The following is a 26438-nucleotide window of genomic DNA, read 5'->3' as shown; positions in this document are numbered from 1 at the left end:
AAATTGACGAACTCCTGCCCTGGGCCTACGTCGCCGCTCCCGAGTTTAAGGCCGTGGCCTGAGAACACCGCTTACGATCAAACACTGGATGCGACACGCCCAACGCCGAACCATTGAAGAGACGTGGCGTACCATCGGCCAGCTTATCCACACAATCACAACCCACCGAATGCGCTAACTACCTCGCAAAGGCTGGCTATGCTTCCGTCAAAACATGAAACGCTCTAGCTGCGGCCTTCCGAGGTCAGCCGCTTTGGGCCGGTAACCGATAGCTTCTGCGCGAGCCGGCGGGCCAATCACTGTGGCGTTTAAGTAGGAGTTGCCGCTGAATCCCAGCGCGCTGCTGCGATCGCGCATTCCTTGCCGTCGTAGACAAACGCCACGCTGTAGCGCGCGCGGGTTGCGGCGACATACATGCGGGCAACCGACTTCTCGATCGCTGCGAGGCTGCCCGTTGCCAACCATTTCTTGGCTCCGACGTGTGGGAAGACCAGCACCCTTGGAAAGGTCATGCCCTTCGACTCGCCGAAATTGATCGCATGATGCGATCCACACGAAGTCTTCAGATTATAGCGGAGCACCTGCGGCGTGTAGCGCGCGACATAGGCGTCGGCATCGGCGCTTCCGACGAGGAACACGCCGTCGTGACCCGTTACAAGCTGGTTGTTCGACACTGTCTTCGGCGCGCCTGGAAAGAAGCTGTCGCCGAGATCGGCAATCGCCTGATTACAGCGATGCGTGTGCTGCTCGTACGTGATGGCAGCGAGCCCGGTCTTTTCCCACACACGGAACTTCTTGATGATCGCGGGCCCGGCGAAGTGCTTGTGCCTCGACGAGTTATTCGTCGACAGGATGGCTTGCCGGTGGTCGCCAACAAGGGTGACATTGATGCCCGCCTTCAAGATGAGTTCGAGTACGTCGAGGTCGTAGCCGGCCATGTCTTGCACTTCGTCGATGATAATCCGGCTGAACCGCTGCCTAAGCCGGCGCATGACCGCGCCGGCGGTGCGCGCGTCGCAGACGCAGATGAACTTTGCGATCTTGTCGGAATAGATGCGGGTTCCGCTTAGGAAATAATGCGGGTCGGTCTTTACCTCAGGCACATATTGCACCGACTTACCTTCGACCCAGTGAATTCCCTCTATGCGGTGCCTGTGTAGCGCGGATCGATAAGGTCGGGCCAGTTCACGCAGCAGGAACGAGTACCAGGAGATGATCTCGACATTCGAAGGGATGGCCGCAATGCGCTCATAGACCTTGCGCTCAATCTCGCGGACGTTGTTGCGAGTATATGTCACCAACGCTGTTGCGCCTTCTGTGGCAGCGAGCGACTGTTCAACGACACGCGTCGTCTTGCCCCCGCCGGCCGCAGAGATGATGATGCGGTTAGCGGAGGGCACGGTCTATATAGTCCGGTGCCTTCCATTCCACGGCCGACTCGAAGAATCGAAGGCCGGTCTCCGCCTTGTGCTTTTTCATCCACGCGAGCGCGGTTGGCTCGTCAGAGAAGGATTCTTTGAGCACCGCGTTGATCACTGGCAAACCGTTCTTCTTCAAGAGCTGCGGCTCAAGGGTGGTCGCGCCTTCATCGTCGTCATACTGGATAGCGATGCCGGCGAGACCTAGATGGTCGGCATATCTTGCCTTGAGCGTGGCGACGTCGCCGTCGTTGTCGGTGACCACGTCGGTTTCCTTGTCGAGCAGCTGGGCTATTGCGAGAAAACGCTTGAACGCGAGCGAGTTAACCGAGATGACATCGATGCCATCCTCGATCGGCATCCTCCCATGCTTCTTCTGAAAGGCGCGCTGCACGATCAACTCATCCGACGGCCCTTCGACCAAAATTGTGCGCTTCGAGAGAATAAGGCGTAGCGTATCGTGGCCAGGCAGCTTCATGAAATAGTCGCGGGTTGTGGTGTCCTTGAGCTCGTTCAGACGCACGCCTTTCCCACGCTGGAACAGGAGAACGGTCTCGACCCCAAGCTTGTTAAGCACGAAGCTGCTGTGGGTAGTGATGAAGATCTGCCGTTCGCCGGCATTGGCCGCGATGTGGCCAATCAGCTCGTTCAAACTCGCGTAGGAAAGGTGGTTTTCCGCTTCCTCAATCAGGATGATGTGCGACCGGGCTGAGGTTTCAAGCGCGAGCTTGATCTTTACCGCATTCTGCTCGCCCTTACCAATCAGCGGCAGAGGGATGTCGTCGAGGTGCGGCATGATCCCCGCTTCCCACGTCGCCCGCGACGAGGTGTCGAGTGATAGCGAGATCGCTTTATCGCTGATCTCTCCTTGCTTGGCGGCCAGCGCATCGTTTATGGCTCGAACCTTGGGCTGTTCTAGGAAGCGGTGCTTCATCAGGCGATAGGTCAGCGCCAAATCAACCTTCTCTTTCGGGCTCAGGCTCTCTTTGACGATATCGATGATGTAGCGGCTCGCCGCGGCGTTGTTCCGGATCGTGCTCGCGTCAATGAGGCTGGCGTTGAGGGGAATTTCGCGAGAGTTGAGGATGTCGCTGTCGTGAAAGCCGCGCCAACGAATACAATAGTATTCGATAGGAACCGTGCGGATTTCGGACGGATCGGCTACGTATTGCGCGAACTCGGACGCCATCGCCGGATTCAGCTCGATTGCGAGCGAAATGCCAGGGAGATCGAGCCGGTGTGAGTTGTTATCGCCCTTCAGCTTCGCCAGCGCGGGATCGTCGGCGAGGTACAGCTCGATCAGTATACGGGGAGGCTCGGGGTTAAGGGCCTGGGTTCGTTGCTCGAAATATTCTGAGACTACATCGACGTTGAAGAGGTAAGGATGGAGTTCCATCTGAAGCGGCCTGCCGTTCAACTGGCCGGTCAGCGCCAAGTGGATCGCTTCAAGCAGTGTGGATTTGCCGCATTCGTTCTTTCCGACGACTACGTTCATCCGAGCATTGAATGTGACATCCGCTTTCTTCAAGCAGCGGTAGTTGTCAATGACGACACGTTGGATGAACATACTTCCCCCTTTTGCGCCGAACCAAGGGCTTTGCCACCTGCGAAGTGTACCCCCGCAATGCTTTTCCGCCTCATCTTGGCAGGGCTGACCGGAGCGATCTTGGTGATCTTTGCTTCGCCCACACGGTAGCAGCAGTTCTCCACCCTAGAAACTGCCACCAAGTTAACACCTGAAGTACCACAGAACTTGGGGTCGCCCACCGGCCAGTTGAGCATCCGCTGCGGGGGCGCGATCCCGATACTCCTTGCTAGGACAAGGAGCAGCTTTCGGGAACTGCCAGTGGTCTCGAACGTCCGAGATGTGTTCGTTCAGCGGCCCCAGTCAAGACATCCGCCGCCTCGCGATTCATTCGGTTGCAGACGCACGTTGCATTATCTTCCGACTGCCAGCGATGGCGGGAGGCGCTACGATATTTGAGGTCTTTGCGCCGCCCGCCATCGTCACGCCCGGTCCTGCTGCGCATGCGAAGCGGTCGGCGAATTCACCAGTGGTTCGCTCGCGAACGCCGCTTTGCCCTTTTCGGCCCAGAGCCTTCGCGCGCGTTCGGCATCCTCGCTTTTAAGCTTATCAGCCATCCAGATGAGCGCGCCGTAGATGATGGAGCGATCGTCATTGGTCAGCTCGACGATGCCGGCCTTGACGAGCAGACCGCCGAGTTCGATCAGGTGTCGGGTGCGCTTGCGACGCTCGACCTGCCACGTGCGCATGTCATTGCGAGCCAGTGCCGCCTGTCGGCGATTGTTGGCTGCCTGGTTGCGCCTGAGCGCTGCGCAGGTTGCGCTGAGATGCCGGAGCAGTTCTTTTGGACCCGCTCTCGAAAAACATCACCTCACGCTTCGCCCACGCCTCACGCTTGGCAGTGTCTTTCGTTTCGGCGATTGCGACCAGCGCGCCGGCCAGCTCGTCGGTGCTGAGTTGATCGGCGCCGGTGGCGATCACAAGCTCGCCAAGCTGCTGGACCTTTCGCGTCTTGAGTTCCCGCGCCTTGTCTTCGAGTGCCTTCAGTTCCGCATCGAAGTCTCTTGGTTTACGCATGGCTGTCTCCATCTGACGTCAATGCAGCGATAATAGGCGAGCGCCTACCGGAAGGCTTCAAGGTTGCCGAGACAGCCCGGGACGGGCTGGTCCATCCCGAGATTTTTTCGAGGGAGGGCGCGCTTATACGTCGTGCCGACGCACGCTTTGCCGTGCAAATGATCTGGTCGCGATGGCGATCTATCATCTTCACGTCAAGGTCATTGGCCGCAAGGCAGGCTCAAGTGCAGTGGCATCCGCCGCCTACCGCTCGGCTACGCGGCTGCGCGACGAGCGGATCGAACGCAGCCATGACTTCTCGGCCAAGCGCGGTGTCGTCCACTCCGAGGTTCTGCTGCCGCAGAATGCGCCGAATGCCTGGAGCGACCGCGAACGGCTGTGGAACGATGTCGAGGCGTTCGAGGTGAGGAAGGATGCGCAGCTCGCCCGCGAGGTGGAGTTTGCCCTTCCACGCGAACTGAGCCAGGCGCAAGGCATCGAACTGGCGCGCGACTTCGTGCAGGCCGAGTTTGTCAGCCGGGGCATGGTCGCAGATCTCAATGTGCACTGGGACAGGGCTGAGGATGGCAGTCCCAAACCGCATGCCCATGTCATGCTCACCATGCGGTCCGTGGACGAGGATGGCTTTGGCGCAAAGGTCCGAGACTGGAACCAGACCGAGCTGGTCGAGCGCTGGCGCAAGCGCTGGGCCGAACTTGCCAATGAGCGGCTTGCCGAACTCGATATCGACGCCCGCATCGATCATCGCAGTCTGGAAGCGCAGGGCATTGCCTTGGAGCCACAAACCCAGATTGGTGCACCGGCGCAACGCATCGAGGGTGGTGGCCCTGACGCTGGCGACATTGAAGCAGATCGAGCCGAACTGCACCGCGAGATCGCGCGCAACAATGGCGCGCGGATCATCGCCGATCCATCCGTGGCGCTGGATGCCATCACGCATCAGCAATCGACCTTCACGCGAAAAGACATTGCGAAGTTCTCGCATCGCCACAGCGACGGAATGGAGCAGTTCAACGCCGTCATGGCAGCCATCACCAGCGCGCCCGATCTGATCGAACTTGGCAAGGACAGGCGCGGCGAAGATCGTTTCACCACAAGGCAGATGATCGACACCGAACAGCGCCTTTACCGCGCGGCAGAACGTATCGATTTGGACGAGCGACACGCGGTGAGTGACGCACATCGCGAGGCAGCACTGGCGCGGGCCGCGCAACGCGGGCTTGTCCTGTCGGGCGAGCAAAGCGATGCGCTTGCGCACATCACTGATGGTCGCGGTCTTGGTGTCATTGTCGGCTTTGCCGGCACGGGCAAGAGCGCCATGCTGGGCGTTGCGCGCCAGGCATGGGCAGCGGCGGGCTTCGAGGTTCGAGGCGCCGCACTCTCCGGCATTGCCGCCGAGAATCTGGAAGGCGGATCAGGCATCTCGTCGCGCACCATCGCCAGTATGGAGCATAGCTGGGAACAGGGCAGGGATTTGCTCACCACGCGCGATGTCCTGGTGATCGACGAAGCCGGCATGGTCGGCACGCGCCAGTTGGAGCGCGTGCTCTCCCATGCGGCGGACGTTGGCGCGAAAGTCGTCCTCGTCGGCGATCCGCACCAGCTGCAGGCGATCGAAGCCGGCGCTGCATTCCGCTCTATCCACGAGCGACATGGCGGTGTCGAAATCGGCCAGGTGCGCCGGCAGCGCGAGGACTGGCAGCGCGATGCCACGCGCGATCTGGCAACCGGCAGGATCGGCGCCGCGATCAGCGCCTACGACGCGCAAGGCATGGTGCATCAGGCTGCAACGCGCGACTACGCGCGAGGTGAACTCGTCGAGCGCTGGGACCGCGACAGGCAGGCGCATCCAGAGGCAAGCCGGATAATCCTCACCCACACAAACGACGAGGTGCGCGCGCTCAACCAGGCAGCGCGCGAGCGCATGCGCGCTGCTGGCGATCTCGGCGACGAAGTGCAAGTGGCTGTCGAACGCGGCCCAAGAAACTTCGCCAGAGGCGACCGGCTCATGTTCCTGCGCAATGAGCGCGGGCTCGGCGTCAAAAACGGCACGCTCGGCATCGTGGAGGAAGTCAGCACACAGAGCATGACCGTGCGCACCGATGACGACAGGTCGGTTCGCTTCGACCTGAAGGACTACGCGCACATCGACCACGGCTATGCCGCGACCATTCACAAGGCGCAGGGCATGACAATCGACCGGACCCATGTTCTTGCAACGCCGGGCATGGATGCGCATGGCAGCTACGTTGCCCTGTCGCGACATCGAGACGGGATGGACCTGCATTACGCCAGCGACGACTTCGCGACACGAGATCGGCTCGACCGAACGCTGTCACGGGACCGCGCCAAGGACGTGGCGTCGGATTACGACCAGATCGACCCGGCGCAAAGCTATGCCGAGCGGCGCGGTATCACGTTCCGCGAGCGCGTGGTCGCGATCGTGCGCCGGATGGTTCCGGAGAAGCTGCGCGACAGGATCGGCGGGTTGCTCGACGGGTTGCACTCGCCCGCAGACGGCGAGCCCAGGCAGGAAGGTCGACCTGGGCCGGGAAGGGAGAGTGTCGGCGCGCAGATCGGCGATGCGCGGCCCATGCTCGGAGGAGAAAATCTCGCCACCGGCGTGTCGCGCGAAACGGATACGCCGGTGGACGCGGAAGCGGCGTTGCGCAGCGCTCGAACAAACGCGCTTGTGCGTCACGCGCGCGCGATCGATGCAATCCTCAGTACCGCAAATGCGGACGGGCGGGGCAGTCCCGACCAGATGCGCGAACTAAAAGAAGCCCGTAGCGCTTTCGAGAAGGTGCGGCCGCATGGCTGGCGCGATGCCGAAGCGGCTTATGTGAAAAATCCCGAACTTGTCCGCGAGGCGGGGGCCGGCCGCGTCAGCCGCGTCGTGCTTGCTCTCCAGCTCGAAACGGAAATCCGCACCGGGATGGACATCGATCCCGGCCGCCGCGCCGACCGTTTCGTGGAACGCTGGCAAAAGCTCGACCGTACGGGACAGGAGCAATATCAGGCCGGCGACATGTCCGGCTACAAGTCAACGCGCTCGGTCATGTCCGATATGGCTAAGAGCCTTGAACGCGATCCTCAGCTTGAATCCCTACTCGCAAACCGCAAACGCGAGCTCGGCATCAACGTGGATTCGGGTCGTCGCTTGGGCGCGGAACTCGCCTTCAGCCATGGCATTGGCAAGGGGCGAGGGATTGGGATCTAAGGCATGCCGATTTGCCGCCGTTTCCACGCCGCAGCCGGTTGAGGCGACAAACCTGATTGCTTCCGGCATGGGTTCGTCCTGTCTGTCCCAGCAGCAATCAGCAAGAACCAGTGAGGTGCAGGCATTTATGCCCGAGCCGGATCGCATCATACGCCTCAAAACCGTCCTTGCCAGGACCGGCCTGTCCCGTTCAACCCTCTATCGCAAGATTGCCGAAGGCACGTTCCCGGCTCAGATCAGGATTAGCGTCAACGGGGCGGGCTGGCGCGAATCCGATATCAACCGGTGGGTTGAGAGTCCCACCGGCTGGTGTGTTCGAATGGAATAACGCGCCACTACTGTCCGGAGCTGACCACCGATCTGTCGATTGATGGATGTCCAATATGGGGCGATAGCCGACTGTCGACTATCGGCCGGGTTCGTGTATGGCCGCCGTTCAGCAACCGACCCCCTCGCAGCCATTTAGGCCGCGCGGCAATGTTGCGGCTTCTGGCCACGAGCGGACACCCCAGCATCTCGGCCGTCATGCTCTCGCGGCTGCCGGGGGCAGCCCGTGAGATAACCGTGTCCAAGGGGACAGCGGCTTACTTTGCCATCAGCCCATTGAGCACTTTGAAGAGGGTCTCAGCGCGCTCAAGTGTCTTGAGGACCGGCTCTGCATCGCCCGCGAGCGTCTCCGGGCGCATCAGCAGCCAGGATGCCGGTGTGAAATGGCTGTAGAGCGGTGTTGGCTCTGGAAGCAGGTTGAAGTACACCTCCGCCCTCTTCACCTGACGCTCGGTGTTCTCGTCGGCGGCTTTTAGTTTGGCTGGATCAAGCTTCTGCTCGCCTTTTAGCTCGTAGGTACTATTGACGATCGCGCAGAACAGCTGCGGATCGAAGAGGTCCTCGAAGTCGGCCTCCTCCTGGGTCACGAAGTCGGCGATCGACAGCACACCGCCGTCCTTGATGACCTCGGACTTGCGGAGGTTCTCCAGCTTCGTTTTGTCCTTCTTGGTGTAGTCGGAGAGCGCTATCACATCGAGGCTGTTGCCTGCGAAGAGGGAGACGAACGACTGGATTTTGTCGATGCCGCCAGCTGGGCACATAACCCACTTCGGATCAAGACCGGTACGCTTGCGGCGGAGTAGCTCAGCTGAGAGCGCCTGCAGATAGAGAATGTCGCCTGGCCCTTCGACGAGGATCGTGTGCTTTCCGATGAAAAGCGACTGGGTTAGCGAATAGCCGAGCGCTCCCTGGAGGGGGAACACGGAGTCCTTGTCCGCCTTGAGCACATCTTCGCGCACCATCGTGCCCGTAGGCGTGCGCCGTCCACGCGCGTCGACTTCTACAAGGTCCTCAACTATCCGTGAGGCCATGATGTTGTCGTGCGGCACCATGAAGGGGGAGTGGGTCGAGTAGATGATCTGATGGTGCGGTTCGAGCTTCTCGGTGAAGTAGCGCAGTAGATCAGCTTGGGCGAGGCCGTGGAGCGTTAGGCCGGGCTCGTCGAGCAGCAGGAAGACCTTACCCGTGGCGTCCTTTTTCACACGATCGAACTTGATGAGGAATGAGAAGAACCACGTAAAGCCGGCGCTCCGCTCCGAGAACGACGTGTCGGCCTTGTGGAGTAGGTTGTAGATACGGGCGCGGCCGACGGCGCCCGAGTTGAAGGGCGGTGGATCGCCTGGAAGGCCCTGGGCAACGCTCACACGTATCTCGATGTCCTGGTTCTGGGTCCAGTATTCGAGGATCTCCTCCGTGAGGACGTTCGATGCAGCCTGCAGTTTTGCGTTGAAGCTTTCGAAGGTCGTCGTGCCCAAGATCTCAGAGAGGGGCACGCCGGAGTATTCGAGGAACTCCCAAAAGAGCCGATCGCCCCGGTACTGCTCATTGCTGAAGAGCGTCTTGTCGTTCGCCCAGTCGTTGAGCGATGGCAGATGCACCACCGCATTCATGCGGTCGTAGTTTGAGAAATACATGAACTGGGGAAATTGTGGCTCGAGGATCGCTCGCGCCTTATGGAAGATCGACTTGTGTGGGTAAGCGTTCACCAGGTCGAGCAATGCCTTGTGCTTGGTGTTCGCCTCAAGCTCGGTGAGCTTCGCGATGAGCTCCTTAATCGTCGTCGGACTGCCGACCTGGCTCTTCTCGGCGGCTGAAAAGCCACGCTGCGAGATGAGGAAGGCGATGGCGCTGGCCTCGTTGATCGGAACCGTCCAAGCCGTAGCGGTCGAGTTGTAAGAGCGAGACACTGTTATCGACTTGCCGGTGACCGCTTCGGGACCAAACTCTCCCTTCAACTCATAGATCTCTTCCTGGTTCAGCTCCCAGACCGAGCGGATAACTTCGGCTTCTTTGCCGTCGTGCCGCTCCTTGTATCGAGCCAGATAACGCTTCGGGTAGTCGCGTTCCAGCTCATATGCGAACGGCGTTGCAGGATGGGGATTGAGGCCAGCTATCGCTTGAAGAACGGCGGTCTTGCCTGCCTCATTCTTACCGACGAGGCAGGTGAGATGCTCGACGGTGAACTCGCCAGAGTCCTCGACGGATCGGAAGTTCTGGATACGCACGCTTTTCAGTTCCACGGAAATCCCCCAAGCAACGTCACTAAAACATCGGAGAGTAACTAGCACTCAGGACTGTGTAGTGCGAGTCTTGCGGTTCCAAATCAACGAAAACCGCCCGTGTGAGGCGTCCTGCCAGTGCAGAACTACAGAAAGAGTCGTCGTCGCAGATCGGAACCGCAGCCAAGCCTCCGGATCAACGACTAGATCAGAAACCATGATCGAGGCGCGCAGATTAGAGAGCGTGAGTGGCCGCTTGTGGCGCTACGCCGACGTGAGCATCTCAGTGGACGATATCGATGGAGCCGAGGCGGCGTTGAATAGAACTATACCTTTGCCATTGCCCCCCCGGCAGCGCGGCCTTGGTCAAGGCGGTCCTTGCTTGACCTCCGGCGAGCCTGTGAGAGTATTGGAACAGGGGGAGGCGTCAGATGCGATTTGTTGCCATCGATGTGGAAACGGCAAATGCTCGGATGCGCAGTATCTGCCAGATCGGTATCGTTGTCTTTGAACACGGGAAGGAGGTCGCGTCGGACGTAGTGCTCATCAATCCTGGGGAAGAGTTCGATGGCATGAACATCTCAATTCACGGCATCGACGAGTCGCAAGTTGTCGGGGAAAAGACGTTCCCGCAAGTTTCCCCTTGGCTTGCGGAATATGCGCGAGACCAGGTTGTGGTCTGCCACACCCATTTTGACCGCGTAGCTATCACCCAGGCTCATGACCATCATCGCCTGCCGGCAGTGTCTTGTCGGTGGCTCGACACAGCCAAGGTTGCCAGGCGGGCGTGGCCCCAGTTCGCTCAGAGCGGCTACGGGATCCGAAATCTTGCAAACAGCTTCGGCATCCCATTTCGGCATCATGACGCTCTGGAGGATGCACGAACTGCGGGATTGATTCTGCTTCGCGCCATAGATCAGTCAGGCCAAGACCTCGACCAATGGCTGTTTCGCGTGAAGCTTAGCCTTTCCGGGCATCCGAAAGGTGGAGAAAGGCGCGACGGCGACGGCGACGGTCCGTTGCTCGGTGAGACGGTTGTGTTCACTGGGAGCTTGTCTATACCCCGCCGCGAAGCTGCTGATCTCGCTCACATGGCAGGCGGTGCCGTCGATACGGGCGTTACCAAAGCCACCACCGTCCTAGTGGTCGGCGATCAGGATCTTCTCAGGACCAACGGCAATCCCAAAAGCTCGAAGCACCTGAAGGCAGAGGGTTTGGCAGCGACAGGGCAGCCGATACGCTTCCTTGCTGAAACGGATTTCATGGCCCTTGTTGCCGAGTAATTTGGCTATGGCTTCCGGAGCCGGACGCCATCGCCGCCACTATTCTCCGGAATGAACTCGACGCCAGCGGCCTCAAGCGCGCGGCAAACGGCGCCGACGTTGTAAACCTGCGGATAGCCGGGCCGTCGCTGCCTTCTGGGGACAGTATGTCCTATCCGTTGCCGCCACGCCTGGCATTGCCATACAATTGAATGACTGGTTTTTCGGGCATTGCAAACCCGGCCTTGCCGCTCGGCCGCTACAGGTCCTTTGAACGCTCGCTCCCGAGCGGCTCGTAACTATGCCAGGACTAGGAGCCGTCTGGCTTGACCAATTCCAAGTGACTTACTCCTAACGCTTGGGCAAGTTCGTAAAGAGTAATCACGGTGGGATTTCGACGACCGCGCTCAAGGCTACTTAGATACTGCTGACTGAATCCGGAGCGCGCTTCGACCTCCTCCTGCGTCAGGCCTTTCTCTCGCCGAATACGAGCGAAGTTTTTTCCAACAAGCTGACGCATGTCCATGCGTCGACAATCGAGGTTTACACACTTTAGGTTTATCAACTATAATATGTATTAGCTGTTGGTTAAATTCGCCTTTTGAAGGAGGCCATACCGTGTCGACGACAAAGCCGAATGTTCTCATCGCAACCTGCCATGACAAGCAACCGCAACCTGCAGTGCTACACGACGACGCACTCCAGCTGATGAACGGTTGGCAGATGGCTCGGTACGTCTCTCTGGTGTTATGCCGCGCGCAGCAGCGGCTGGAGAGCCGAATAATGGTCAATCCCGGTATTCGGGGATTGACCGGAGATTCCCTGCAGCGAACGAAAAGCCGAGCGAATCACATTCTCGGTGATCCAAGGGCGTATGCGATTGCGCGGGAGGCCGAGGTCTTGGCGATGACCGAAACTCTAAAGCTTCAAGATAATATTCCCCAGGTGACGGCTTCGTCGCTCGCTGGTGTCATAGCCAAGTTGGAGATGATCGTCGGCGCAGATCGAGATATCGGTGACCCGACTGACTTTCCGTGGCCGCATATTGCTTCGGTGCTACGTGACCTCAAAGCCGTTGCGGGCGAATTGCCTCCTTATCGGCCGGACCGCGCCTCGGCAAGGGCTGATGCAGCGCGTTATTGGCAGGACGCTTGCAAGCTCGTCAGGGCGCTTGCGGACGAGGATGCTCGGCCGAACGAATCCGCTTTATAAATCTCGCTAGGCTGTCCGAGGCTTGGTGCGGTGCCAAGCTCCCTAACGTGGGTATGTTGAAACTGGCCGTTGTGCAAAAGCCTCGTCACGGCCAGACGCGTAGCTATCGCCGAAATCGCTGGTTTGTTTGAAGGGAAGCCGGCGGCTGATTGAATAGCGTCCGGGCTATAGCTAACCCGAACATCCTGCCGACTGCTTCCGTGGTGCTTCCGCCACGTGTTTCCCGGGCCCTTCGCAGAGAAAGAAGGTCTTGCTAACCGACTGTTTTCACTGTATAAAAGTGGCGCACCCGGCAGGATTCGAACCTGCGACCTCTGCCTTCGGAGGGCAGCGCTCTATCCAGCTGAGCTACGGGTGCTTCCCGGAAACCGGAAAACGAACCAGCCGGTAAGCCGGCCAGCCACGGGCTTCTTAGCGGAAGCCGCACCTAGCTTCAACGGCCAATTGGCGATTGTGCGGCGGCCTGTAATGGGTCGATTGTCCGACCGATAGGCCATCGGAGATGGCGCCCCCCTCTCCGTCTCGGTTTTGTCGAGCCTCCGTTCCGGGGCGAGCCGCGGGTCTCGCTTGTCCTTCGGACCCCCACTTTGTGGGGGCGAGGAACGCAAGCTCTTCGGCCTCATCCCTCCACCCCCACCTTCGCCGTCTTCCTCCGCACCGCCCTTGTCGCCCGCTTCTGCTTCTTCGCGCCGGCCAGCTCATGCATCGCATCCAGCTGCATCTGCTGCATTTCGGCCAACCGCTGCCATTGGCGCGAGATCAGGTAGTCGAGCTTTTCGTGCAGGTGCCGCACTTCGAGCTCGGCCTTGAGGTTCACCCGGTAGTCGTTGAAGGAGCGCAGCCGGTCTTTGGCCTCCTGCCGCTTCTGGCTCATCATGATCACCGGCGCCTGGATGGCGGCGATGCAGGAGAGCATCAGGTTGAGCAGGATGAACGGGTAGGGGTCGAAGGCGTGCGCCAGGCCGGCGATCAGGTTGATGCCGATCCAGATCAGCAGCACGCCGCCGAACGAGATGAGGAACCACCAGCTGCCGCCGAACTCGGCCATGGTGTCGGAGACGCGGTCGGCGAAGGAGCGGTGCTCCTCGAACTCCTCTTCCGAGTTTTCCGAGATCGTGTCTTGCCTGGCGATCGATTCCACCACTTGGCGGTCGAGCTCGGAGAATTCGCCGTGCTCCTGCTGCAGCAATTCCTCCATGTAGCGCATCCGGTAGCGGCCGAGCTCCTCGCGGCTGATGCGGGCGCCGCGCGGCAGGTCTGGATGGTCGGAGCGGATGCGGTCGGCGAGGCTGGGCCTCAGATCATCGACGCGCACCAGGTCGCGCTTGCGGAACTTTCTGCCGCTGATCGCCGAGGGTTTTTTCTTCGGCTTGATCCGGCCGGGCACATGCGGTTCGGAATCCGGCACTTCCGGCGCTTCGAGGATCTCGTCGGCGGCGGCTTGCGCATCCTCCGGCACGGTCTCCGCCTCGAGATATTCGCCGGCGATGTCGTTCTCGTTGTCGGCCTGGACTTGCGCGGACGCCTTCGGGTCGCCTGCCATGGTCGGTGCTCCTGTTCGCGGGCTTTTGCGGCTACGATACGCCAAGCCGGCGCAGCATATCCATGCTGAGTGTGAATCCCGTGTGACCGAACAAGTTCTTGTGATTGGGTGGGCCTGCGGAGCGCCCAGCGATGCGTGCAATGGCATAAGACTGCGCCGCCCCCACTCCGTCTCGGCTCGGCGAAGTCGAGATGAGAGGGAGAGCGCCGTTCGCGATTATCCAATCTCCCCTGGAGCAATCGTCTCCGCCGGCTGGCCTTGATCCAGATCAAACTGGCCCCTGTGGCTGGCCTGATAGGCTGACTATATCCAAATCAGGCCTGATCGTTCAGGCTCCCGCCAATTGGGGCGCGCATCGCCCCGCAAATGAGGGGTAGCCACCATGTACAAGAAAATCCTGATCGCCACCGACGGTTCGGAACTGGCCCAGAAGGGCGTCGCACACGGGCTGGAGCTGGCCAAGGGCCTCGGCGCCACCGTGGCTTTCGTCACCGTCTCCGAGCAGTTCCCCGCGCTGGCCTGGGGCGGTGCCATGGCCGGCTACGTCGCCGCCGACGAACTGGTCAACTACGAGGAAAGCGCGCGCAAATATGCAAGCGAGCTGCTCGACAAATGCAAGGCCGAGGCCGATGCGAAGGGCGTGGCCTCCAAGGGCATCCATATCGAGAACCGCACGCCCGCCGAAGCGATCCTCGAGGTTGCGGCCAGTGAAGGCAGCGACCTCATCGTCATGGCTTCGCACGGCCGCCGCGGCATCGGCCGCCTGGTTCTGGGCAGCCAGACGGCGGAAGTGGTGTCGCTGACGGAGATCCCCGTGCTGGTGGTTCGGTAGGATTAAGGCAGGGCGGCGCGCCCCTTCAGTTCGTCATTCCAGGGCGGAGCGACGCGAAGCGTCGCGCAGACCCTGGAATCCATGCCGTTACGCCAGCCGAAGAATACAACGGTGCAGAGCAGCCTGCGCTGCCTTTCGCATCAGGTCTGCACCGTGGGATCGCTCATAGGTCACGGCATGGATTCCAGGGTCTCCGCGAACGGAGCTTCGCTCCTGCTTCGCGGCGCGCCTGTTGGCCTTGTCTATTGCGTCGGCAGCAGCGGCGCACTGGGCGAGGCCAGATCCGCCGACGGCAGATCGGATGCCGGCGAACCCGGCAGCGTCGACGCAGGCGTCGCCGAACCTGGCGGCGGCAGCCCTGGCAAAGCCGAGTCCGGCGGCGGCAATTGGGGAAGTGGCGAGGCCGGTTGCTGCCCGGAATACATCAGCCGGGGCTGGGTTGCATCGGCAGTCGTCGGCCCCAGGCTGCGCTGGATCAGCGCCTCGACATGATCGTTGCGCTGGCGCGCGGTATCGGCGCCCATCACCACCACGATCAGATGCCGCCCGTCGGCATTGTAGGAGGTGACGATGTTGTAGCCGGAAGCTCTTATGTAACCGGTCTTGATGCCGTCGACGCCGCGCACCCGTCCCAGCATGTCGTTGTGGCCGCGCACCAGCCGGCCGCGGAACATGAAGTCGCTTTCGGAGAAATAGTGGAAATGCTGCGGGAAGCGGCGCTCCAGCGCCATGCCCAGCACCGCCATGTCGCGCGCCGTGGTCACCTGGCCGTCGTCGGGCAGGCCGCAGGCATTGCGGAAACTGGTGCCGGTCATGCCGAGCGAGCGCGCCTTGGCGGTCATCATGGCGGCGAACTGGTCCTCTGAGCCGCCGCCCAGATATTCGCCCACGGCCACCGCCACGTCGTTGGCAGACTTCACCACCATGGCGCGGATGGCGGAATCGACGTCGATCGTCTCGCCACGCCGGAAACGCAGTTTCGTCGGCGGCTGCGAGGCGGCGTGATCGGAAACCGGGATCCGCGTTTGCTTGGTGACGCGGCCGGACTCCAGCGCCTCGAACAGCATGTAGAGCGTCATCATTTTGGTCAGCGACGCGGGATAGCGCTGCGACCTCGAATTGACCTCGAACAGGGTCTTGCCGGACGAAGCGTCGACCACGATCGCCGCATATTTCTGCGGTTGCGCCGGCACGGCCAGCACGCTTTCCGGCGGCGTGGTGGTGCAGCCGGCAACCGGCGCGAGCAATGCCAATACGGCGATGAGTTTCTGGAGGAAGGGGAAGGGACGGGGCAAGACTTGTTCTAAAGCTGTTGCTAAGACGCGGCGAAGCTAGCGTAACCCATCCGCCGCGTCCAACTGGTTAACGCGCACAGCAAAACATTTGCCCAGGTTTTGCAGCCTTTCAGACACACCGGCGCGTCCCCGCTTTGCCATCCCCGCCCCTTGCCGCTACGATGCGCGCGGCTTGGTTTAGGGGATCGGCATGTCGGAAATCGCCGCGGGTGCGACCTCGTTGCCCAGGGTATCGCTCAGCCGCACCGGCAATGGGCGGCGAGCTTTGCCTTCGTCAGCGGCCTGGTCGGCGACGTGCTCAACCCGCTCAGACCCTTTGCCGCCTATATCACGCTGGCGGCGGCCGTCGCGGCTTTGATCATCGCCATGGTGCTGCGCCATCCCCCTTTGTGGGGGAGAAAGGGTTTTCACGGCCTTATGTAGCAAAAGCACCGTAGTGATCCAGGGACCCGCATTTCGGGCAAACCGGCTCACCTTGCGACGAAGCCCAGCGAAGGCGTTTGAACGTGTCATAAGCTTTTCCTCGCCGCCCTTGTAGATGTCCTTCAGGGAGAGCGAGCGGCTTTCGGCGGAAAGAAGGAATGCCGCGCCATGACCGCACTATTTCCATTACGTAAGTAACGGATATAGTACGTAGACGTATCCCATACAAGGGAATACGTATCGAAATAGATACCTTTTTATATGAAGGCGATACGTATGGCGGAAAAGACCGATTATGAGGCCCTTGCGGCTAACCTCCTGAAAGCCGAATTGAAGCGGAAGGGCGTCACTTATGCCCAGCTCGTAGAGCGGCTAAATGCGATGGGCGTTGACGAGAAGGAAGTGAACGTGCGGAATAAGCTCTCTAGGGGCAAATTCACGGCGGCGTTTCTACTTCAATGTCTCAGCGCAATCGGTTCGCAGACGCTGCACTTGGCGTAATTGTTGGCGTCGGGATTGCCCTATTATTTCTTGTTTGGACCTTCCCCGGGTTTCGTGATCCAGCCTATCAGCAAGACCGATACCAGCACGCCAAGAACCGCGAGACAGGGGAAGACAATCCAGTCGCAAGGCCCAGCCTCTGGGAAACCTACACTTCGCCTACGGATACGTACGCACAGTGGATCGCAGCGTTCTCCGCTCTCGTCGGCGTAGGTGTCAGCATTTGGGCCGTGTGGCTGGTTAAGCGCACTTTGAGGGCCAGCACCGACGCCGTCGAGCAAGCCAGCACGGCTAACGAGATCGCCACGCGCTCCAATGAAGCCCAATTGCGGGCTTACGTGGCTGTGCAGTCGATTACCCAATATCCGCATCAAATTCAAAAACTTCGGCCAAACGCCAGCCTATGAACTGAAGAACATCTGTGACTATGAATTTCACGAACGGGAATCCGACCGCCTCCCGCGCCAGCATGTACGGAATTTCCGAACCCTCGCCGGCAAGATGAACCTCGCGCCCACACAGGATATGACATCGACCATCTTGATAAGCATGGTCGAGTGGGAAAGACGGAAGCCGGAGCTTGAACTGGATGAGGCCCGGAAAATGAAAACCGATCTGTACGTGTTCGGCAAGCTCACCTACCGTGACACCTTCGCCAAAGAGCCAAACCGAACGACAGAATACCGGTTCAAGCTCGACGTTGACGAAGATGGCGTCGTTGATGGGGAGAACTTTTGCCTCACCCAAGAGGGGAACGAATCCAACTAGCATCGCGGTCAGCGCCGCTCGCGCCCACACGGCGCGCCGCCTTAAGTCACGGTCCCCCTCCCGTCGTCGCGGTTTGGTGCGTTTGCTACATAAGGCCGGATTTTCACGATCTTAGCGGAGCTAAGTCGTAGAAAATCCAAGAGAGGGGATTTCACAGGGCGCAAACGCGGTGATGCAAAATGCTGGTCGCTCCGCTTGCGCGCGTTCCATCGAACAGGCTTTTCTTGCGCAAAGATTCGCGGGAGACATTCATGGACACGCTCACCATCGGCGCAAAAGGCATCTCGGTCTCGCTCGATCTCGCGGTCGGCCATATCGCCGCCATGGACATCGAAGCCGACGGCCGCGTTCTGAAACCCCTGCATCGCGCGCCCTGGGTCGGTTCGCCGCGCGAGAGCCTGCCGGAAACCCTGCCCGAAGGCACTGTCCGCCTGTCCGGCGATTTCCTCTGCGCGCCATTTTCCACCAGCGATGTCGAGGTGGCACCCCTGCATGGCTGGCCGGCCAACAGTCAGTGGGACGTCGTCGAGAACGGCGCCATCGCCGGCGGCTGGCGCGCCGTCTTCCGGCTGCGCCGCAAGGTGATGGGCGCCACCATCGACAAGGTCTTCACGCTGCGAGACGGCCATCCCTTCCTCTACCAGGAGCACATCTTTTCCGGCGGCTCCGGCGCGATCTCCGTCGCCCACCATCCGATGACGGTGATGAAGGGCGGCGGCCGGTTGGCCTTCTCGCCGAAGCGCATGGCCGTCACGCCCCCGACGCCGCCGGAGCCCGATCCGGCGTGCGGGCGTTTTCGGCTGGCCTATCCAGCCCGCGCCAGCGACCTCACGCAGTTCCCGCTGGCCGCCGGCGGCACAACCGACCTCACCGACTATCGCATGGAAGACAGGCGCGAGGATTTCATAACCCTGGTCGAGACGGATCACGGCGGCCCGGGCTGGACGGCGATCGCCCGCCACGCCGAGCAGGACCTGGTTCTGGTGCTGAAGAACCCGGCCGAACTGCCGGTGACCATGCTGTGGTTCAGCAATGGCGGCCGCGACTACGCGCCCTGGAGCGGCCGTCACGTCGGCGTGCTCGGCGTCGAGGACGGCCGCACGGCCGTCGGCCACGCCGCCTCGCTCGGGGACAACTGGTTGAAGCATGAAGGCGTGGCAACGGCCTTCATGCTCGCCGAGGGACGGTCGATCTCCTTCCGCCATGTCATCGGCGCGGTTCCGTTCGCGGGTGTGGAGCCGCCGGGCGGCCTGGAATCGGCGCCTGACCGCTTGCGCGTCGTCACCGCCGGCGGCGCGGCGCGGGAGCTGCCGTTCGACGGCGGGTTCCTGCGTATCGGCCGCTCGGTTCCTACGTGAGAGGTCCGGGGACAGCGCGTCTAGAAATTCGTCATTCCAGGGCGGAACGAGGAGCAAAGCTCTGTCGCGGGGCCCTGGAATCCTTGCCGTTACCTCGATAGAAAGGCGTGAGCCGAGCAGAATTCTGCGCCGTTGCAACCCTCAAGGGCACGGAATGGATCCGCGGGGCTGCGCCGCGTCGCAACGCTCCTTGCTCCGCCCGTGGATGACGATGGGGTGGACGCCTCGGCTAATCTCGAAGGCGTGCAGGCCGCCGAAACTTCGGAACGAGGTTTGAAATTTCCATCCACACCCGCCAAGATGCCGGCCGAACCGCAGCCGGAAAGCCGCCGATGTCCGAGATCGCCCATATCACAGCCGCCATCTTCAAGCGCGCCGGCAAGGCCAAGCGCTTCGTCGTCGCCATCGCTGGTCCGCCCGGCTCCGGCAAGTCGACATTGTCCGCTTCGCTGCATGAGCTGCTCCCGGAAGGCAGCTCGGAAGTCGTGCCGATGGACGGCTTCCATTATGACGACATCATTCTCGACCGTCGCGGCCTGCGCCCCCGCAAGGGCGCGCCGGAAACCTTCGATTTCGCCGGCTTCGAGACGCTCTTGAAGCGCATCCGCTCCGGCGAACCCGACATCGCCATCCCGGTGTTCGACCGCAGCATCGAACTGTCGCGCGCGGCGGCCGAAATCGTCGGCGCCGACACCAAGTTCATCCTGGTCGAGGGCAATTACCTGCTGCTCGACGAGGAGCCGTGGTCGCGGCTGGCGCCTTTGTTCGACTTCACCATCTTCGTCGACGTGCCGCGCAACGAGCTCGAGCGCCGCCTGATGGAGCGCTGGCGGGAGCACGGCAAGTCCGACGAGGACGCCCGTGCCTGGATCGCCTCCAACGACATGCCCAACATCGAGCGGGTGCTGGCGCGGCGCCGGCCGGCCGACATGGTCATTGGTTAATGACTGGTCATTGATCAATGACCCTGGTGATTGGTTAACCTGCTCAATTTTCAATATTTTTCGACGGGAACTTTAAGGTTTTCACGCCGTTATGACCCTATCCCGAATTGTCCGGCGCCGGAACAATTCCAGGAAGGCGCATCGCTTTGCCTCCGGAATTGCAAAAAAGAAAATGAAAAGAAAATGACAGGAGCCGTCAGATGGCAACCAACAGCAGAAAACCCGCGCCCAAGAAAAGCAGGGCCAACCAATCCAGGGCGACGCAGGCCAAGGCCGGCGCCGACCCCACAATCGCTGAGCGGTCGAAAGACGCCAAGCCGGCTTTCGGCAAGGCGGCGCCAAAGAAAGTGACGCCTGGCGCGGCCCACAAGGTCGCGGCCAAGAGCGCGAAACATGCCAAGTCGCCGGCTGGCAAATCGGGGCCAATCCGCACTGTGGCCAGCGTCGCGACAGGAGCGGTTGTCGCCACCGCGAGGTTCGCGGCTTCCGTGTTCGGCCGCGGCGGCGCGAAGGCCAAGGCGAAATAGCTCTTAGCCTTTCGCCGGGATGGTAAGGCCCCGCTTCACCGCCGGCCGTGCCAGGCCGCGCTCCAGCCATTCGGCGACGGTCGGGAAATCATCGAAGCCGACCAGGTCCCGCGCCTCGTAGAAACCGATCAGGTTGCGCACCCAGCCCAGCATCGACACGTCCGCAATGGTGTAGTCGTCGTCCATTATCCACTTGCGGCCCTTCAGCCGCGTTTCGAGCACGCCGATCAGCCGCCGCGACTCGTCGCGGTAACGCTCCAGCGGCCGCTTGTCGGCGATCTCGCGCCCGGCGAATTTGTGGAAGAAGCCGACCTGCCCGAAGATCGGGCCGATCGCCGCCATCTGGAAGAACACCCATTGGATCGTCTCGTAGCGCCGCGCCGGATCGGCGGGAATGAGCTTGCCGGTCTTGTCGGCCAGATAGAGCAGGATAGCGCCGGACTCGAACAGCCCGATCGGCTTGCCGCCCGGACCGTCCGGATCGATGATCGCCGGTATCTTGCCGTTCGGATTGAGCGACAGGAATTCCGGCGTCCAGCTCTCGTTCTTGCCGATGTCGACGTAGTGCGGTTCGTAGGGCAGGCCGATCTCCTCCAGCGCGATCGACGCCTTCACGCCATTGGGCGTCGTGGCGGAATAAAGCTGCAAGCGATCGGGGTGCTCGGCCGGCCAGCGCTTGGCGATCGGAAAGGCGGACAGGTCGGTCATCGGAAACTCCGGATGCGGATTGGCGCCGGGGCGGCGCTCATGGCGGGTGAAGAAAGAATTAGGACCCTGGCCGGCCGGATCAATACACCGGCGAGCGGCTTGCCGTGCACAGTCAACGGAATCGCTAGATCAGACCGCCTTGAAGGCCAGCACCGCATTGGTCCCGCCGAAGGCGAAACTGTTGCTGAGCGCGGCGCGCACCTTGCGCTCGCGCGCCGTGTTCGGCGTCACGTCGAGGTCGCATTCCGGGTCCGGCTCGCGGTAATTGGCGGTCGGCGGCACGATGCCGTCGCGAATCGCCATCACGCAGGCGATCATCTCCAGCCCGCCGGAAGCGCCGAGGCAATGCGCATGCATCGACTTGGTCGACGATACCGAAAGCGAACGCGCATGCTCGCCGAAGACGCGCTTGATCGCCGCGGTTTCGATCTGGTCGTTCGCCTTGGTGCCTGTCCCGTGCGCGTTGAGGTAGTCGACATCTTCCGGATCGAGCCCGGCATCCGCCAGGCAGAAACGCATGGCCGCTTCCGGCCCTTCCACGGTCGGCGCGACGATGTCGGAGGCGTCGGCCGAAAGCCCGACGCCGGCGATCTCGGCCAAAATGGTGGCGCCGCGCGCCATCGCGTGATCGTAGCTTTCGAGCACCGCCATGCCGGCGCCTTCGCCGAGCACCAGGCCTGCTCGATCGGCCGAGAACGGCCGGCACGTGTCGGGCGAAAGCACCCTGAGCGCCTCCCAGCCCTTCAGCACGCCCCACACCAGCGGCGCTTCGGTGCCGCCGGCGACCATTACGTCGGCGCGGCCGAGCCTGATCTGGTCGACGGCCGAGGAAATCGCGTGGTTGGCGGACGAGCAGGCCGAAGTGGCGCCGAAGACAGGGCCGCGCAGCCCGAGATTCATGCTGACCTGGCCGGCGGCCGCGCCCGGCATCACTTTCGGCACGGTGAAGATCGCGGCGCGGTTGCGCCCCTCGAGCAAAATGGCGCGGTAATTCTCTTCGATGGTCTCGAAGCCAGCGACGCCGATGCCGACGATTGCCCCCATCCGGTAGGTGTTGTCGGCATGCGCCGTCAATCCGGACTGCCTCATGGCCTCGCGCGCGGCGATCACCGCCAGCAGGCTGAAGCGGTCCATCGACACGACCTGCTTGCGGTCGATGCCATGGTCCGGCAATTCCTTGATCTCGCAGCCGGTCTTGACCTTGAGATCATGCAGCGACGGGTTGTCGATAGGGCCGATGGCCGAGCGGCCGGCGCGCATGGCCTCCCACATCGCCGGCGCATCGTTGCCAAGCCCGCAAATCCCGCCAATGCCGGTGATGACGACGCGTTTTTGCATGAAGTCAGGCTTTTTTCGCGATCAGTTCGCGAACCGCCTCGACCATGTCGCCGACGTTCTTCAGATTGCTCCAGGCGTCGACCGTATTCATCTCGATCTCGATGCCGTATTTTTCCTCGAGATCGAAGATGATCTCGGTCAGCTCCAGCGAATGGATGCCGAGCGTGCCGAGATCGGTGCTGGCGGTGATTTCCTCGCCGCCGGTATCGGCATGGGCCTTGATCTTTTCGATGATCTCGGTCGTCAGTTGGTCAGCCATTCGGTTCCTTCCCTGTCGTTGCCCGACGCCAACTGATCAGCGCCCCTTTTTGATCCCCGGACCCAACAAACGCCGTCGCCTTACCTCGCCAGGCACCGCGCGACCGCTCCAAGGTGGCTTCCCTCTATAGAAACCGAAACGATGTCAAGCAACAAGCGATATCGACAAAGCCGCCGGAGTGCTTAACCTGGGATCGTGGACATGATCGACGACGCCTTGACATCCCAACCTGCCTCGCCCCTGGCGGCCCCTTCCTTGCCTGCCGCGCAACGTGTTGCCGGCCTAGGCAGGCTTTTCTGCGGCAAAAGCGGCGGCCTGACGCGTCTGCAGCGGCTTTACCAGGACGGATCGGCCAAGATCCGCCTGCCGGCGGTGCAAGGCGATCCGCTCGAGGCGGTGCTGATCAACACCGCCGGCGGCCTGACCGGCGGCGACCGCCTCGGCTGGACGATCGAGGTCGGCGCCGACGCCTTCGCCGCCATCACCACCCAGGCCTGCGAGAAGGTCTATCGCGCCGCCGCCGACAGGGCCGAGACAAGCGTCCGCCTGCGGGTCGATCCGGGCGGCCGCGTGGCCTGGCTGCCGCAGGAAACCATCGTTTTCGACCGCGCCGCCTTCGCCCGCACGCTGGATGTCGAGCTTGGCGACGATGCCGAGGCATTGGTGCTCGAAGCCACGCTGTTCGGCCGGCTGGCGATGGGCGAGCGCGCAACCAACGGCAGTTTCCATGACCGCTGGCGGGTCCGCCAGGGCGGCGCGCTGATCCATGCGGAGGATTTTCGCGTTGGTCCGGATATCGCGGCAACGTTGCGGCGGCCGGCGGCGGCCGGCGGCGCGCTTGCCGTCGCCACACTGCTGCTCGTTTCGCCGCAGGCCGAAAGCCTGCTGGAACCGGCCCGTGCTATCATCGGCGATCCCTTTATGGGGGGCGGCGCCAGTTTCTGGCGCGTCGGCCGATCTGGCAAGCTTCTTGCGAGGCTTTGTGCCGGCGACGGCTACCAGCTCCGCAAGCGGCTGGTTCCGCTGGTCGAACTGCTCAATGGGCGGGCGGGCCTGCCCAAATTGTGGTCACTCTGATTTCGATTGCCGGGACATTGCATGAACCTGACGCCGCGTGAAAAAGACAAGCTGCTCATCGCCATGGCGGCGATGGTGGCGCGCAAGCGGCTGGAGCGAGGCGTCAAGCTGAACCATCCCGAAGCCATTGCCCTGATCACCGACTTCGTCGTCGAAGGCGCGCGCGACGGCCGCCCGGTCGCGGAATTGATGGAGGCGGGCGCCCATGTCGTCACCCGCGCCCAGGTCATGGACGGCATCGCCGAGATGATCCACGACGTCCAGGTCGAGGCGACGTTTCCCGACGGCACCAAGCTGGTGACCGTGCACGAACCCATAAGGTGAGACCGATGCTGGAGCTCAGGCCGAATTGCGAATGCTGCGACAAGGATCTGCCGCCGGACGCGACCGATGCGCTGATCTGCACCTTCGAATGCACCTTCTGCGCCGACTGCGTGGATAATGTGCTGGGTGGCGTCTGCCCCAATTGCGGCGGCAATTTCTCGCCGCGGCCGATCCGGCCGGCGGTCAAGCTGACGAAATATCCGCCATCGACCAAACGCGTGCTCAAGGCCGAAGGCTGCGGTCCGCGCAAGGCCGCTTGACCAGGTCAATTGGAAAGGCAGAAAAATGATTCCCGCTTCGACGAAACGTACCACGCTTGCCGCGATCCTTTTCCTGGCAGCCGCCATGCCGGCCTATGCCCATGTCGGCGTCGGCGCGACCTCGTCCTTTACCGCCGGCTTCGCGCACCCTCTGTCCGGCCTCGACCATATGACCGTGATGATCGCGGTCGGCCTGTGGGCGGCGCTGAAGGGCGGCAAGGCTATCTGGGCCTGGCCGCTCGCCTTTGTCGGCGTGATGCTGGTCGGCGGCGTGCTCGGCATGCTGCATGTGCCGGTGCCTTTCGTCGAGCCGGGTATCCTCGCTTCCGTCGTGGCGCTCGGTCTGCTGGTGGCGCTGGCGATCGACCTGCCGGTCTCGGCCGGGGTCGCCGTCATCGGCCTGTTCGCGCTGTTCCACGGGCACGCGCATGGCACGGAAGTGCCGGAAAACGCCAGTGGCCTCGAATATATGGCGGGCTTTGCCGCCGCCACGGCGCTGCTCCACGGCGTCGGCATTGCGGCCGGTCTCGGGCTAGGCTCGCGTTTCCGCCGCCTGACGCGCGCCGCCGGCGCCGCTTGCGCGGCGATCGGCCTCGGCCTTGCCTTCGGCGTGCTGTGAGCGCGCGATGATCCCCGGCGAAGTCATCGCGGCCAAAGGCGACATCGAGCTGAACAAAGGCCTGCCCATGGTGACGCTCAAGGTCGCCAACAGCGGCGACCGGCCGATCCAGGTCGGCAGCCATTATCATTTCTTCGAGACCAATGAGGGCCTGAAATTCGACCGCGAACGCGCGCGCGGCATGCGGCTCGACATCGCCGCCGGCACCGCCATGCGCTTCGAACCGGGACAGGAGCGCGATGTCACGCTCGTGCCGCTGGGCGGCAAGCGCGAAGTCTATGGTTTCCAGCAGAAGGTGATGGGCAAGTTGTGAGGTCCGCCGCCGCGCTGATATCACTTCGGAGGCTTGGCTGCGGCGTAGATGACAATCCTGCCGGGATTGTCGAACTCCACCGCAAGCACGTCCTCGGCCAGAACACGGCGCGAATCGATCGCGTTGAAGAGCAGGGCGTTCGCCTCGATCTCCTGGCGAAGTTCGGCGACATCGTCCTTATGCTGCTTCACCTTGTTCTCGATGACGGGCGGCGGCCCGCCTTCGCTGCGCGCCGCGTCGGTCAGGAAGACGATGTCGACCGTGTCGAGCTTGGTGGTCTTGCGCACCGCGCCGATGTTGTCGCGGGTGCGGTCGATGGCCGTGATGACCTTTCCGGCTTCCGTCCTGGAGAGCGCTTCCTCCTGGCGGATGTTGGAATCGACGATTGCCGCGGCAGGCCTGTCGCTGTCCAGTGGCTGCGCCGCGAGTGCAACATGGGGCGCGGCCACGAAAGCGGCCGCCAAAAGCGTGGCGGCAATCACGGAACTCCATTTCGCAAGGCGCGGGGCGTTCGCCATCGCTCGCTCCTGACTGAACTCGTGGCGGGGCGAAAACAGCGAAACGGTCCTGCCTGGCCGGTGGTTCCCTTCAAAAGCTCGCCGGCGGACCGCGAAGCGGCCCGCCTGGTCGTGCAATCAGCTTGCCTTCTTGGTGATCAGCGTCAGCGCGCCATTGGGCTGCAAGCTGGCGGCGATCACTTGCGCCGAACTCACCCCCTTGGCTTCGAGAGCGGATTTCACCTTCGGCGTCGCGTCGATCGATTTGCGCAATGTCTGCAGGCCGGCGTCGCCGCGTTGCGCCACGATCTGATTGACCTGCGTCTGCGTGTCCTTGGGCAATTCGGTGATGTCGACCACGTTGACGCTCTGGATCGACGGCGCCGCGGGCTGAGCCTTCGGCGCGGCGGGCGCGGCGGGCGCGGTCGGCGCGGGGCTGGGCTGCGGCGTCGGCTGCTGCTGGGCTTTCGCGGCGCCCGCCATCAACGTGGCGGCGGTTGCGGCGAGAACAATCGCTTTGAGCATGGATATTCCTTCCATCGATTTGGCAAACGGTCGTTTTGGGCTGACCGGGCCACCTCAACCGCCAAAT

27 protein-coding genes, 1 tRNA gene and 4 pseudogenes are annotated in these 26438 nt (G+C 62.1%); 15 read left to right on the top strand and 17 right to left on the bottom strand.

From position 1 onward, the window contains the following. Window positions 1–76: 76 nt before the first annotated feature. Window positions 77–218, top strand: a pseudogene (locus FJ414_RS23890) (IS630 family transposase); the annotation flags it as partial. 90 nt (window positions 219–308) lie between these two features. On the opposite strand, the gene FJ414_RS23885 reads toward FJ414_RS23890, so the two are convergent. The 4 genes from FJ414_RS23885 to FJ414_RS23870 form a co-directional block, all read right to left on the bottom strand. Further along, entirely contained in the window at window positions 309–1400 is a 1092-nt protein-coding gene (locus tag FJ414_RS23885) for a UvrD-helicase domain-containing protein (protein WP_140646840.1), read from the bottom strand. After that, window positions 1387–2985 (bottom strand): AAA family ATPase, encoded by a 1599-nt coding sequence (locus FJ414_RS23880; protein WP_140646839.1) that lies wholly within the window; start codon window positions 2983–2985, stop codon window positions 1387–1389. Before FJ414_RS23880 ends, FJ414_RS23885 begins: the two co-directional genes overlap by 14 nt. A gap of 440 nt (window positions 2986–3425) precedes the next feature. Next, window positions 3426–3692 carry a conjugal transfer protein TraD gene (locus FJ414_RS23875; protein WP_140646838.1) on the bottom strand — a complete coding sequence of 89 codons (267 nt, stop codon included), beginning with the start codon at window positions 3690–3692 and terminating at the stop codon, window positions 3426–3428. A 1-nt stretch (window position 3693) separates the two neighbouring features. Beyond that, window positions 3694–4020, bottom strand: a complete 327-nt coding sequence (locus FJ414_RS23870; RefSeq protein ID WP_181181699.1) for a conjugal transfer protein TraD — start codon at window positions 4018–4020, stop codon at window positions 3694–3696. A 172-nt stretch (window positions 4021–4192) separates the two neighbouring features. On the opposite strand from FJ414_RS23870, the gene traA reads away from it, so the two are divergent. Next, a complete protein-coding gene (gene traA / locus FJ414_RS23865; protein WP_140646836.1) occupies window positions 4193–7240 on the top strand; it encodes a Ti-type conjugative transfer relaxase TraA in 3048 nt (1015 codons plus the stop codon). A gap of 127 nt (window positions 7241–7367) precedes the next feature. Then, window positions 7368–7568 carry an AlpA family phage regulatory protein gene (locus FJ414_RS23860; protein ID WP_140646846.1) on the top strand — a complete coding sequence of 67 codons (201 nt, stop codon included), beginning with the start codon at window positions 7368–7370 and terminating at the stop codon, window positions 7566–7568. A gap of 256 nt (window positions 7569–7824) precedes the next feature. Here FJ414_RS23860 and FJ414_RS23855 read toward each other — a convergent pair whose 3' ends face one another. Further along, window positions 7825–9807 (bottom strand): AAA family ATPase, encoded by a 1983-nt coding sequence (locus FJ414_RS23855; RefSeq protein WP_181181695.1) that lies wholly within the window; start codon window positions 9805–9807, stop codon window positions 7825–7827. A 410-nt stretch (window positions 9808–10217) separates the two neighbouring features. On the opposite strand from FJ414_RS23855, the gene FJ414_RS23850 reads away from it, so the two are divergent. Then, window positions 10218–11069 carry an exonuclease domain-containing protein gene (locus tag FJ414_RS23850; protein WP_140646834.1) on the top strand — a complete coding sequence of 284 codons (852 nt, stop codon included), beginning with the start codon at window positions 10218–10220 and terminating at the stop codon, window positions 11067–11069. A 5-nt stretch (window positions 11070–11074) separates the two neighbouring features. Here the strand turns inward: FJ414_RS23850 and FJ414_RS31900 are convergent. Continuing rightward, window positions 11075–11149: pseudogene (locus FJ414_RS31900) on the bottom strand (transcriptional regulator); the annotation flags it as partial. A 209-nt stretch (window positions 11150–11358) separates the two neighbouring features. Beyond that, on the bottom strand, window positions 11359–11574 hold the full coding sequence (locus FJ414_RS23840; RefSeq protein WP_082525684.1) for a helix-turn-helix transcriptional regulator: 216 nt from the start codon (window positions 11572–11574) through the stop codon (window positions 11359–11361). 92 nt (window positions 11575–11666) lie between these two features. Between FJ414_RS23840 and FJ414_RS23835 the strand changes: the two genes are divergently transcribed. Beyond that, window positions 11667–12260 (top strand): hypothetical protein, encoded by a 594-nt coding sequence (locus FJ414_RS23835; protein ID WP_246672488.1) that lies wholly within the window; start codon window positions 11667–11669, stop codon window positions 12258–12260. Between the two features lie 281 nt (window positions 12261–12541). Here FJ414_RS23835 and FJ414_RS23830 read toward each other — a convergent pair. Together FJ414_RS23830 and FJ414_RS23825 are read right to left on the bottom strand one after the other, a co-directional pair. Beyond that, window positions 12542–12618: transfer RNA gene (locus FJ414_RS23830), tRNA-Arg, on the bottom strand. A 261-nt stretch (window positions 12619–12879) separates the two neighbouring features. Then, entirely contained in the window at window positions 12880–13803 is a 924-nt protein-coding gene (locus tag FJ414_RS23825) for a DUF1003 domain-containing protein (protein ID WP_140646833.1), read from the bottom strand. Between the two features lie 382 nt (window positions 13804–14185). Here FJ414_RS23825 and FJ414_RS23820 point away from each other — a divergent pair, with 382 nt between their 5' ends. After that, complete coding sequence (locus FJ414_RS23820; protein ID WP_140646832.1) at window positions 14186–14635, top strand: universal stress protein; 450 nt, start codon at window positions 14186–14188, stop codon at window positions 14633–14635. A gap of 461 nt (window positions 14636–15096) precedes the next feature. Here FJ414_RS23820 and FJ414_RS23815 read toward each other — a convergent pair. Beyond that, window positions 15097–15837, bottom strand: a pseudogene (locus FJ414_RS23815) (D-alanyl-D-alanine carboxypeptidase family protein); the annotation flags it as partial. Between the two features lie 526 nt (window positions 15838–16363). Further along, window positions 16364–16479 (bottom strand): annotated as a pseudogene (locus tag FJ414_RS23810) (transposase); the annotation flags it as partial. Window positions 16480–16629: 150 nt separating this feature from the next. Between FJ414_RS23810 and FJ414_RS23805 the strand changes: the two are divergent. Further along, the gene (locus FJ414_RS23805) at window positions 16630–16854 is read left to right on the top strand and encodes a DUF6471 domain-containing protein (protein ID WP_140646830.1); all 225 of its coding nucleotides are present in this window, start codon (window positions 16630–16632) and stop codon (window positions 16852–16854) included. A gap of 354 nt (window positions 16855–17208) precedes the next feature. Here FJ414_RS23805 and FJ414_RS23800 read toward each other — a convergent pair whose 3' ends face one another. Then, window positions 17209–17652, bottom strand: coding sequence for a hypothetical protein (locus tag FJ414_RS23800; protein WP_140646829.1), 444 nt, complete (start codon window positions 17650–17652; stop codon window positions 17209–17211). 221 nt (window positions 17653–17873) lie between these two features. Between FJ414_RS23800 and FJ414_RS23795 the strand changes: the two genes are divergently transcribed. The 3 genes from FJ414_RS23795 (at window position 17874) to FJ414_RS23785 (ending at window position 20451) form a co-directional block, all read left to right on the top strand. Beyond that, a complete protein-coding gene (locus FJ414_RS23795; protein WP_140646828.1) occupies window positions 17874–18980 on the top strand; it encodes a hypothetical protein in 1107 nt (368 codons plus the stop codon). Window positions 18981–19312: 332 nt separating this feature from the next. Then, complete coding sequence (locus FJ414_RS23790; protein ID WP_140646827.1) at window positions 19313–19924, top strand: nucleoside triphosphate hydrolase; 612 nt, start codon at window positions 19313–19315, stop codon at window positions 19922–19924. Window positions 19925–20124: 200 nt separating this feature from the next. Beyond that, window positions 20125–20451: a hypothetical protein gene (locus tag FJ414_RS23785; protein ID WP_140646826.1), complete on the top strand. Its 327-nt coding sequence runs from the start codon at window positions 20125–20127 to the stop codon at window positions 20449–20451. Window positions 20452–20454: 3 nt separating this feature from the next. Here FJ414_RS23785 and FJ414_RS23780 read toward each other — a convergent pair whose 3' ends face one another. From FJ414_RS23780 to FJ414_RS23770, 3 genes are all read right to left on the bottom strand, one after another. Continuing rightward, window positions 20455–21159 (bottom strand): glutathione S-transferase N-terminal domain-containing protein, encoded by a 705-nt coding sequence (locus FJ414_RS23780; RefSeq protein WP_140646825.1) that lies wholly within the window; start codon window positions 21157–21159, stop codon window positions 20455–20457. Between the two features lie 129 nt (window positions 21160–21288). Next, the gene (locus tag FJ414_RS23775; RefSeq protein ID WP_140646824.1) at window positions 21289–22497 is read right to left on the bottom strand and encodes a beta-ketoacyl-[acyl-carrier-protein] synthase family protein; all 1209 of its coding nucleotides are present in this window, start codon (window positions 22495–22497) and stop codon (window positions 21289–21291) included. Between the two features lie 4 nt (window positions 22498–22501). Continuing rightward, entirely contained in the window at window positions 22502–22756 is a 255-nt protein-coding gene (locus FJ414_RS23770) for an acyl carrier protein (RefSeq protein ID WP_041003067.1), read from the bottom strand. A gap of 201 nt (window positions 22757–22957) precedes the next feature. Here FJ414_RS23770 and FJ414_RS23765 point away from each other — a divergent pair, with 201 nt between their 5' ends. From FJ414_RS23765 to FJ414_RS23745, 5 genes are read left to right on the top strand one after another with little or no spacing between them, the layout of a single operon-like run. Then, a complete protein-coding gene (locus FJ414_RS23765; protein WP_140646823.1) occupies window positions 22958–23833 on the top strand; it encodes an urease accessory protein UreD in 876 nt (291 codons plus the stop codon). A gap of 21 nt (window positions 23834–23854) precedes the next feature. After that, window positions 23855–24157 carry an urease subunit gamma gene (locus FJ414_RS23760; RefSeq protein WP_041003069.1) on the top strand — a complete coding sequence of 101 codons (303 nt, stop codon included), beginning with the start codon at window positions 23855–23857 and terminating at the stop codon, window positions 24155–24157. Window positions 24158–24162: 5 nt separating this feature from the next. Beyond that, window positions 24163–24417: a DUF1272 domain-containing protein gene (locus FJ414_RS23755; protein WP_140646822.1), complete on the top strand. Its 255-nt coding sequence runs from the start codon at window positions 24163–24165 to the stop codon at window positions 24415–24417. Window positions 24418–24442: 25 nt separating this feature from the next. Continuing rightward, a complete protein-coding gene (locus FJ414_RS23750) occupies window positions 24443–25036 on the top strand; it encodes a HupE/UreJ family protein (RefSeq protein WP_140646821.1) in 594 nt (197 codons plus the stop codon). Between the two features lie 7 nt (window positions 25037–25043). Then, window positions 25044–25349, top strand: a complete 306-nt coding sequence (locus FJ414_RS23745) for an urease subunit beta (protein ID WP_140646820.1) — start codon at window positions 25044–25046, stop codon at window positions 25347–25349. A gap of 20 nt (window positions 25350–25369) precedes the next feature. Here the strand turns inward: FJ414_RS23745 and FJ414_RS23740 are convergent, their stop codons facing one another. Next, window positions 25370–25867, bottom strand: a complete 498-nt coding sequence (locus FJ414_RS23740; protein WP_140646819.1) for a hypothetical protein — start codon at window positions 25865–25867, stop codon at window positions 25370–25372. Between the two features lie 117 nt (window positions 25868–25984). Beyond that, window positions 25985–26371: a hypothetical protein gene (locus FJ414_RS23735; RefSeq protein WP_140646818.1), complete on the bottom strand. Its 387-nt coding sequence runs from the start codon at window positions 26369–26371 to the stop codon at window positions 25985–25987. Window positions 26372–26438: the final 67 nt, after the last annotated feature.

The organism is Mesorhizobium sp. B3-1-6 (assembly GCF_006439555.1).
In the GTDB taxonomy this organism is placed as follows: domain Bacteria; phylum Pseudomonadota; class Alphaproteobacteria; order Rhizobiales; family Rhizobiaceae; genus Mesorhizobium.
This window is presented reverse-complemented; position numbering and strand designations above follow the sequence as displayed.

Bases quoted from the DNA above. Each gene is read 5' to 3' on its own strand.
- FJ414_RS23770 (WP_041003067.1), bottom strand. From the start codon at position 22,756: ATGGCTGACCAACTGACGACCGAGATCATCGAAAAGATCAAGGCCCAT.
- FJ414_RS23760 (WP_041003069.1), top strand. From the start codon at position 23,855: ATGAACCTGACGCCGCGTGAAAAAGACAAGCTGCTCATCGCCATGGCG.
- FJ414_RS23820 (WP_140646832.1), top strand. From the start codon at position 14,186: ATGTACAAGAAAATCCTGATCGCCACCGACGGTTCGGAACTGGCCCAG.
- FJ414_RS23825 (WP_140646833.1), bottom strand. From the start codon at position 13,803: ATGGCAGGCGACCCGAAGGCGTCCGCGCAAGTCCAGGCCGACAACGAG.
- FJ414_RS23750 (WP_140646821.1), top strand. From the start codon at position 24,443: ATGATTCCCGCTTCGACGAAACGTACCACGCTTGCCGCGATCCTTTTC.
- FJ414_RS23775 (WP_140646824.1), bottom strand. From the start codon at position 22,497: ATGCAAAAACGCGTCGTCATCACCGGCATTGGCGGGATTTGCGGGCTT.
- FJ414_RS23870 (WP_181181699.1), bottom strand. From the start codon at position 4,020: ATGCGTAAACCAAGAGACTTCGATGCGGAACTGAAGGCACTCGAAGAC.
- FJ414_RS23790 (WP_140646827.1), top strand. From the start codon at position 19,313: ATGTCCGAGATCGCCCATATCACAGCCGCCATCTTCAAGCGCGCCGGC.
- FJ414_RS23850 (WP_140646834.1), top strand. From the start codon at position 10,218: ATGCGATTTGTTGCCATCGATGTGGAAACGGCAAATGCTCGGATGCGC.
- FJ414_RS23740 (WP_140646819.1), bottom strand. From the start codon at position 25,867: ATGGCGAACGCCCCGCGCCTTGCGAAATGGAGTTCCGTGATTGCCGCC.
- FJ414_RS23880 (WP_140646839.1), bottom strand. From the start codon at position 2,985: ATGTTCATCCAACGTGTCGTCATTGACAACTACCGCTGCTTGAAGAAA.
- FJ414_RS23805 (WP_140646830.1), top strand. From the start codon at position 16,630: ATGGCGGAAAAGACCGATTATGAGGCCCTTGCGGCTAACCTCCTGAAA.
- FJ414_RS23780 (WP_140646825.1), bottom strand. From the start codon at position 21,159: ATGACCGACCTGTCCGCCTTTCCGATCGCCAAGCGCTGGCCGGCCGAG.
- FJ414_RS23765 (WP_140646823.1), top strand. From the start codon at position 22,958: ATGATCGACGACGCCTTGACATCCCAACCTGCCTCGCCCCTGGCGGCC.
- FJ414_RS23875 (WP_140646838.1), bottom strand. From the start codon at position 3,692: ATGCGCACGTGGCAGGTCGAGCGTCGCAAGCGCACCCGACACCTGATC.
- FJ414_RS23840 (WP_082525684.1), bottom strand. From the start codon at position 11,574: ATGGACATGCGTCAGCTTGTTGGAAAAAACTTCGCTCGTATTCGGCGA.
- FJ414_RS23795 (WP_140646828.1), top strand. From the start codon at position 17,874: ATGGACACGCTCACCATCGGCGCAAAAGGCATCTCGGTCTCGCTCGAT.
- FJ414_RS23755 (WP_140646822.1), top strand. From the start codon at position 24,163: ATGCTGGAGCTCAGGCCGAATTGCGAATGCTGCGACAAGGATCTGCCG.
- FJ414_RS23860 (WP_140646846.1), top strand. From the start codon at position 7,368: ATGCCCGAGCCGGATCGCATCATACGCCTCAAAACCGTCCTTGCCAGG.
- traA (WP_140646836.1), top strand. From the start codon at position 4,193: ATGGCGATCTATCATCTTCACGTCAAGGTCATTGGCCGCAAGGCAGGC.
- FJ414_RS23735 (WP_140646818.1), bottom strand. From the start codon at position 26,371: ATGCTCAAAGCGATTGTTCTCGCCGCAACCGCCGCCACGTTGATGGCG.
- FJ414_RS23745 (WP_140646820.1), top strand. From the start codon at position 25,044: ATGATCCCCGGCGAAGTCATCGCGGCCAAAGGCGACATCGAGCTGAAC.
- FJ414_RS23785 (WP_140646826.1), top strand. From the start codon at position 20,125: ATGGCAACCAACAGCAGAAAACCCGCGCCCAAGAAAAGCAGGGCCAAC.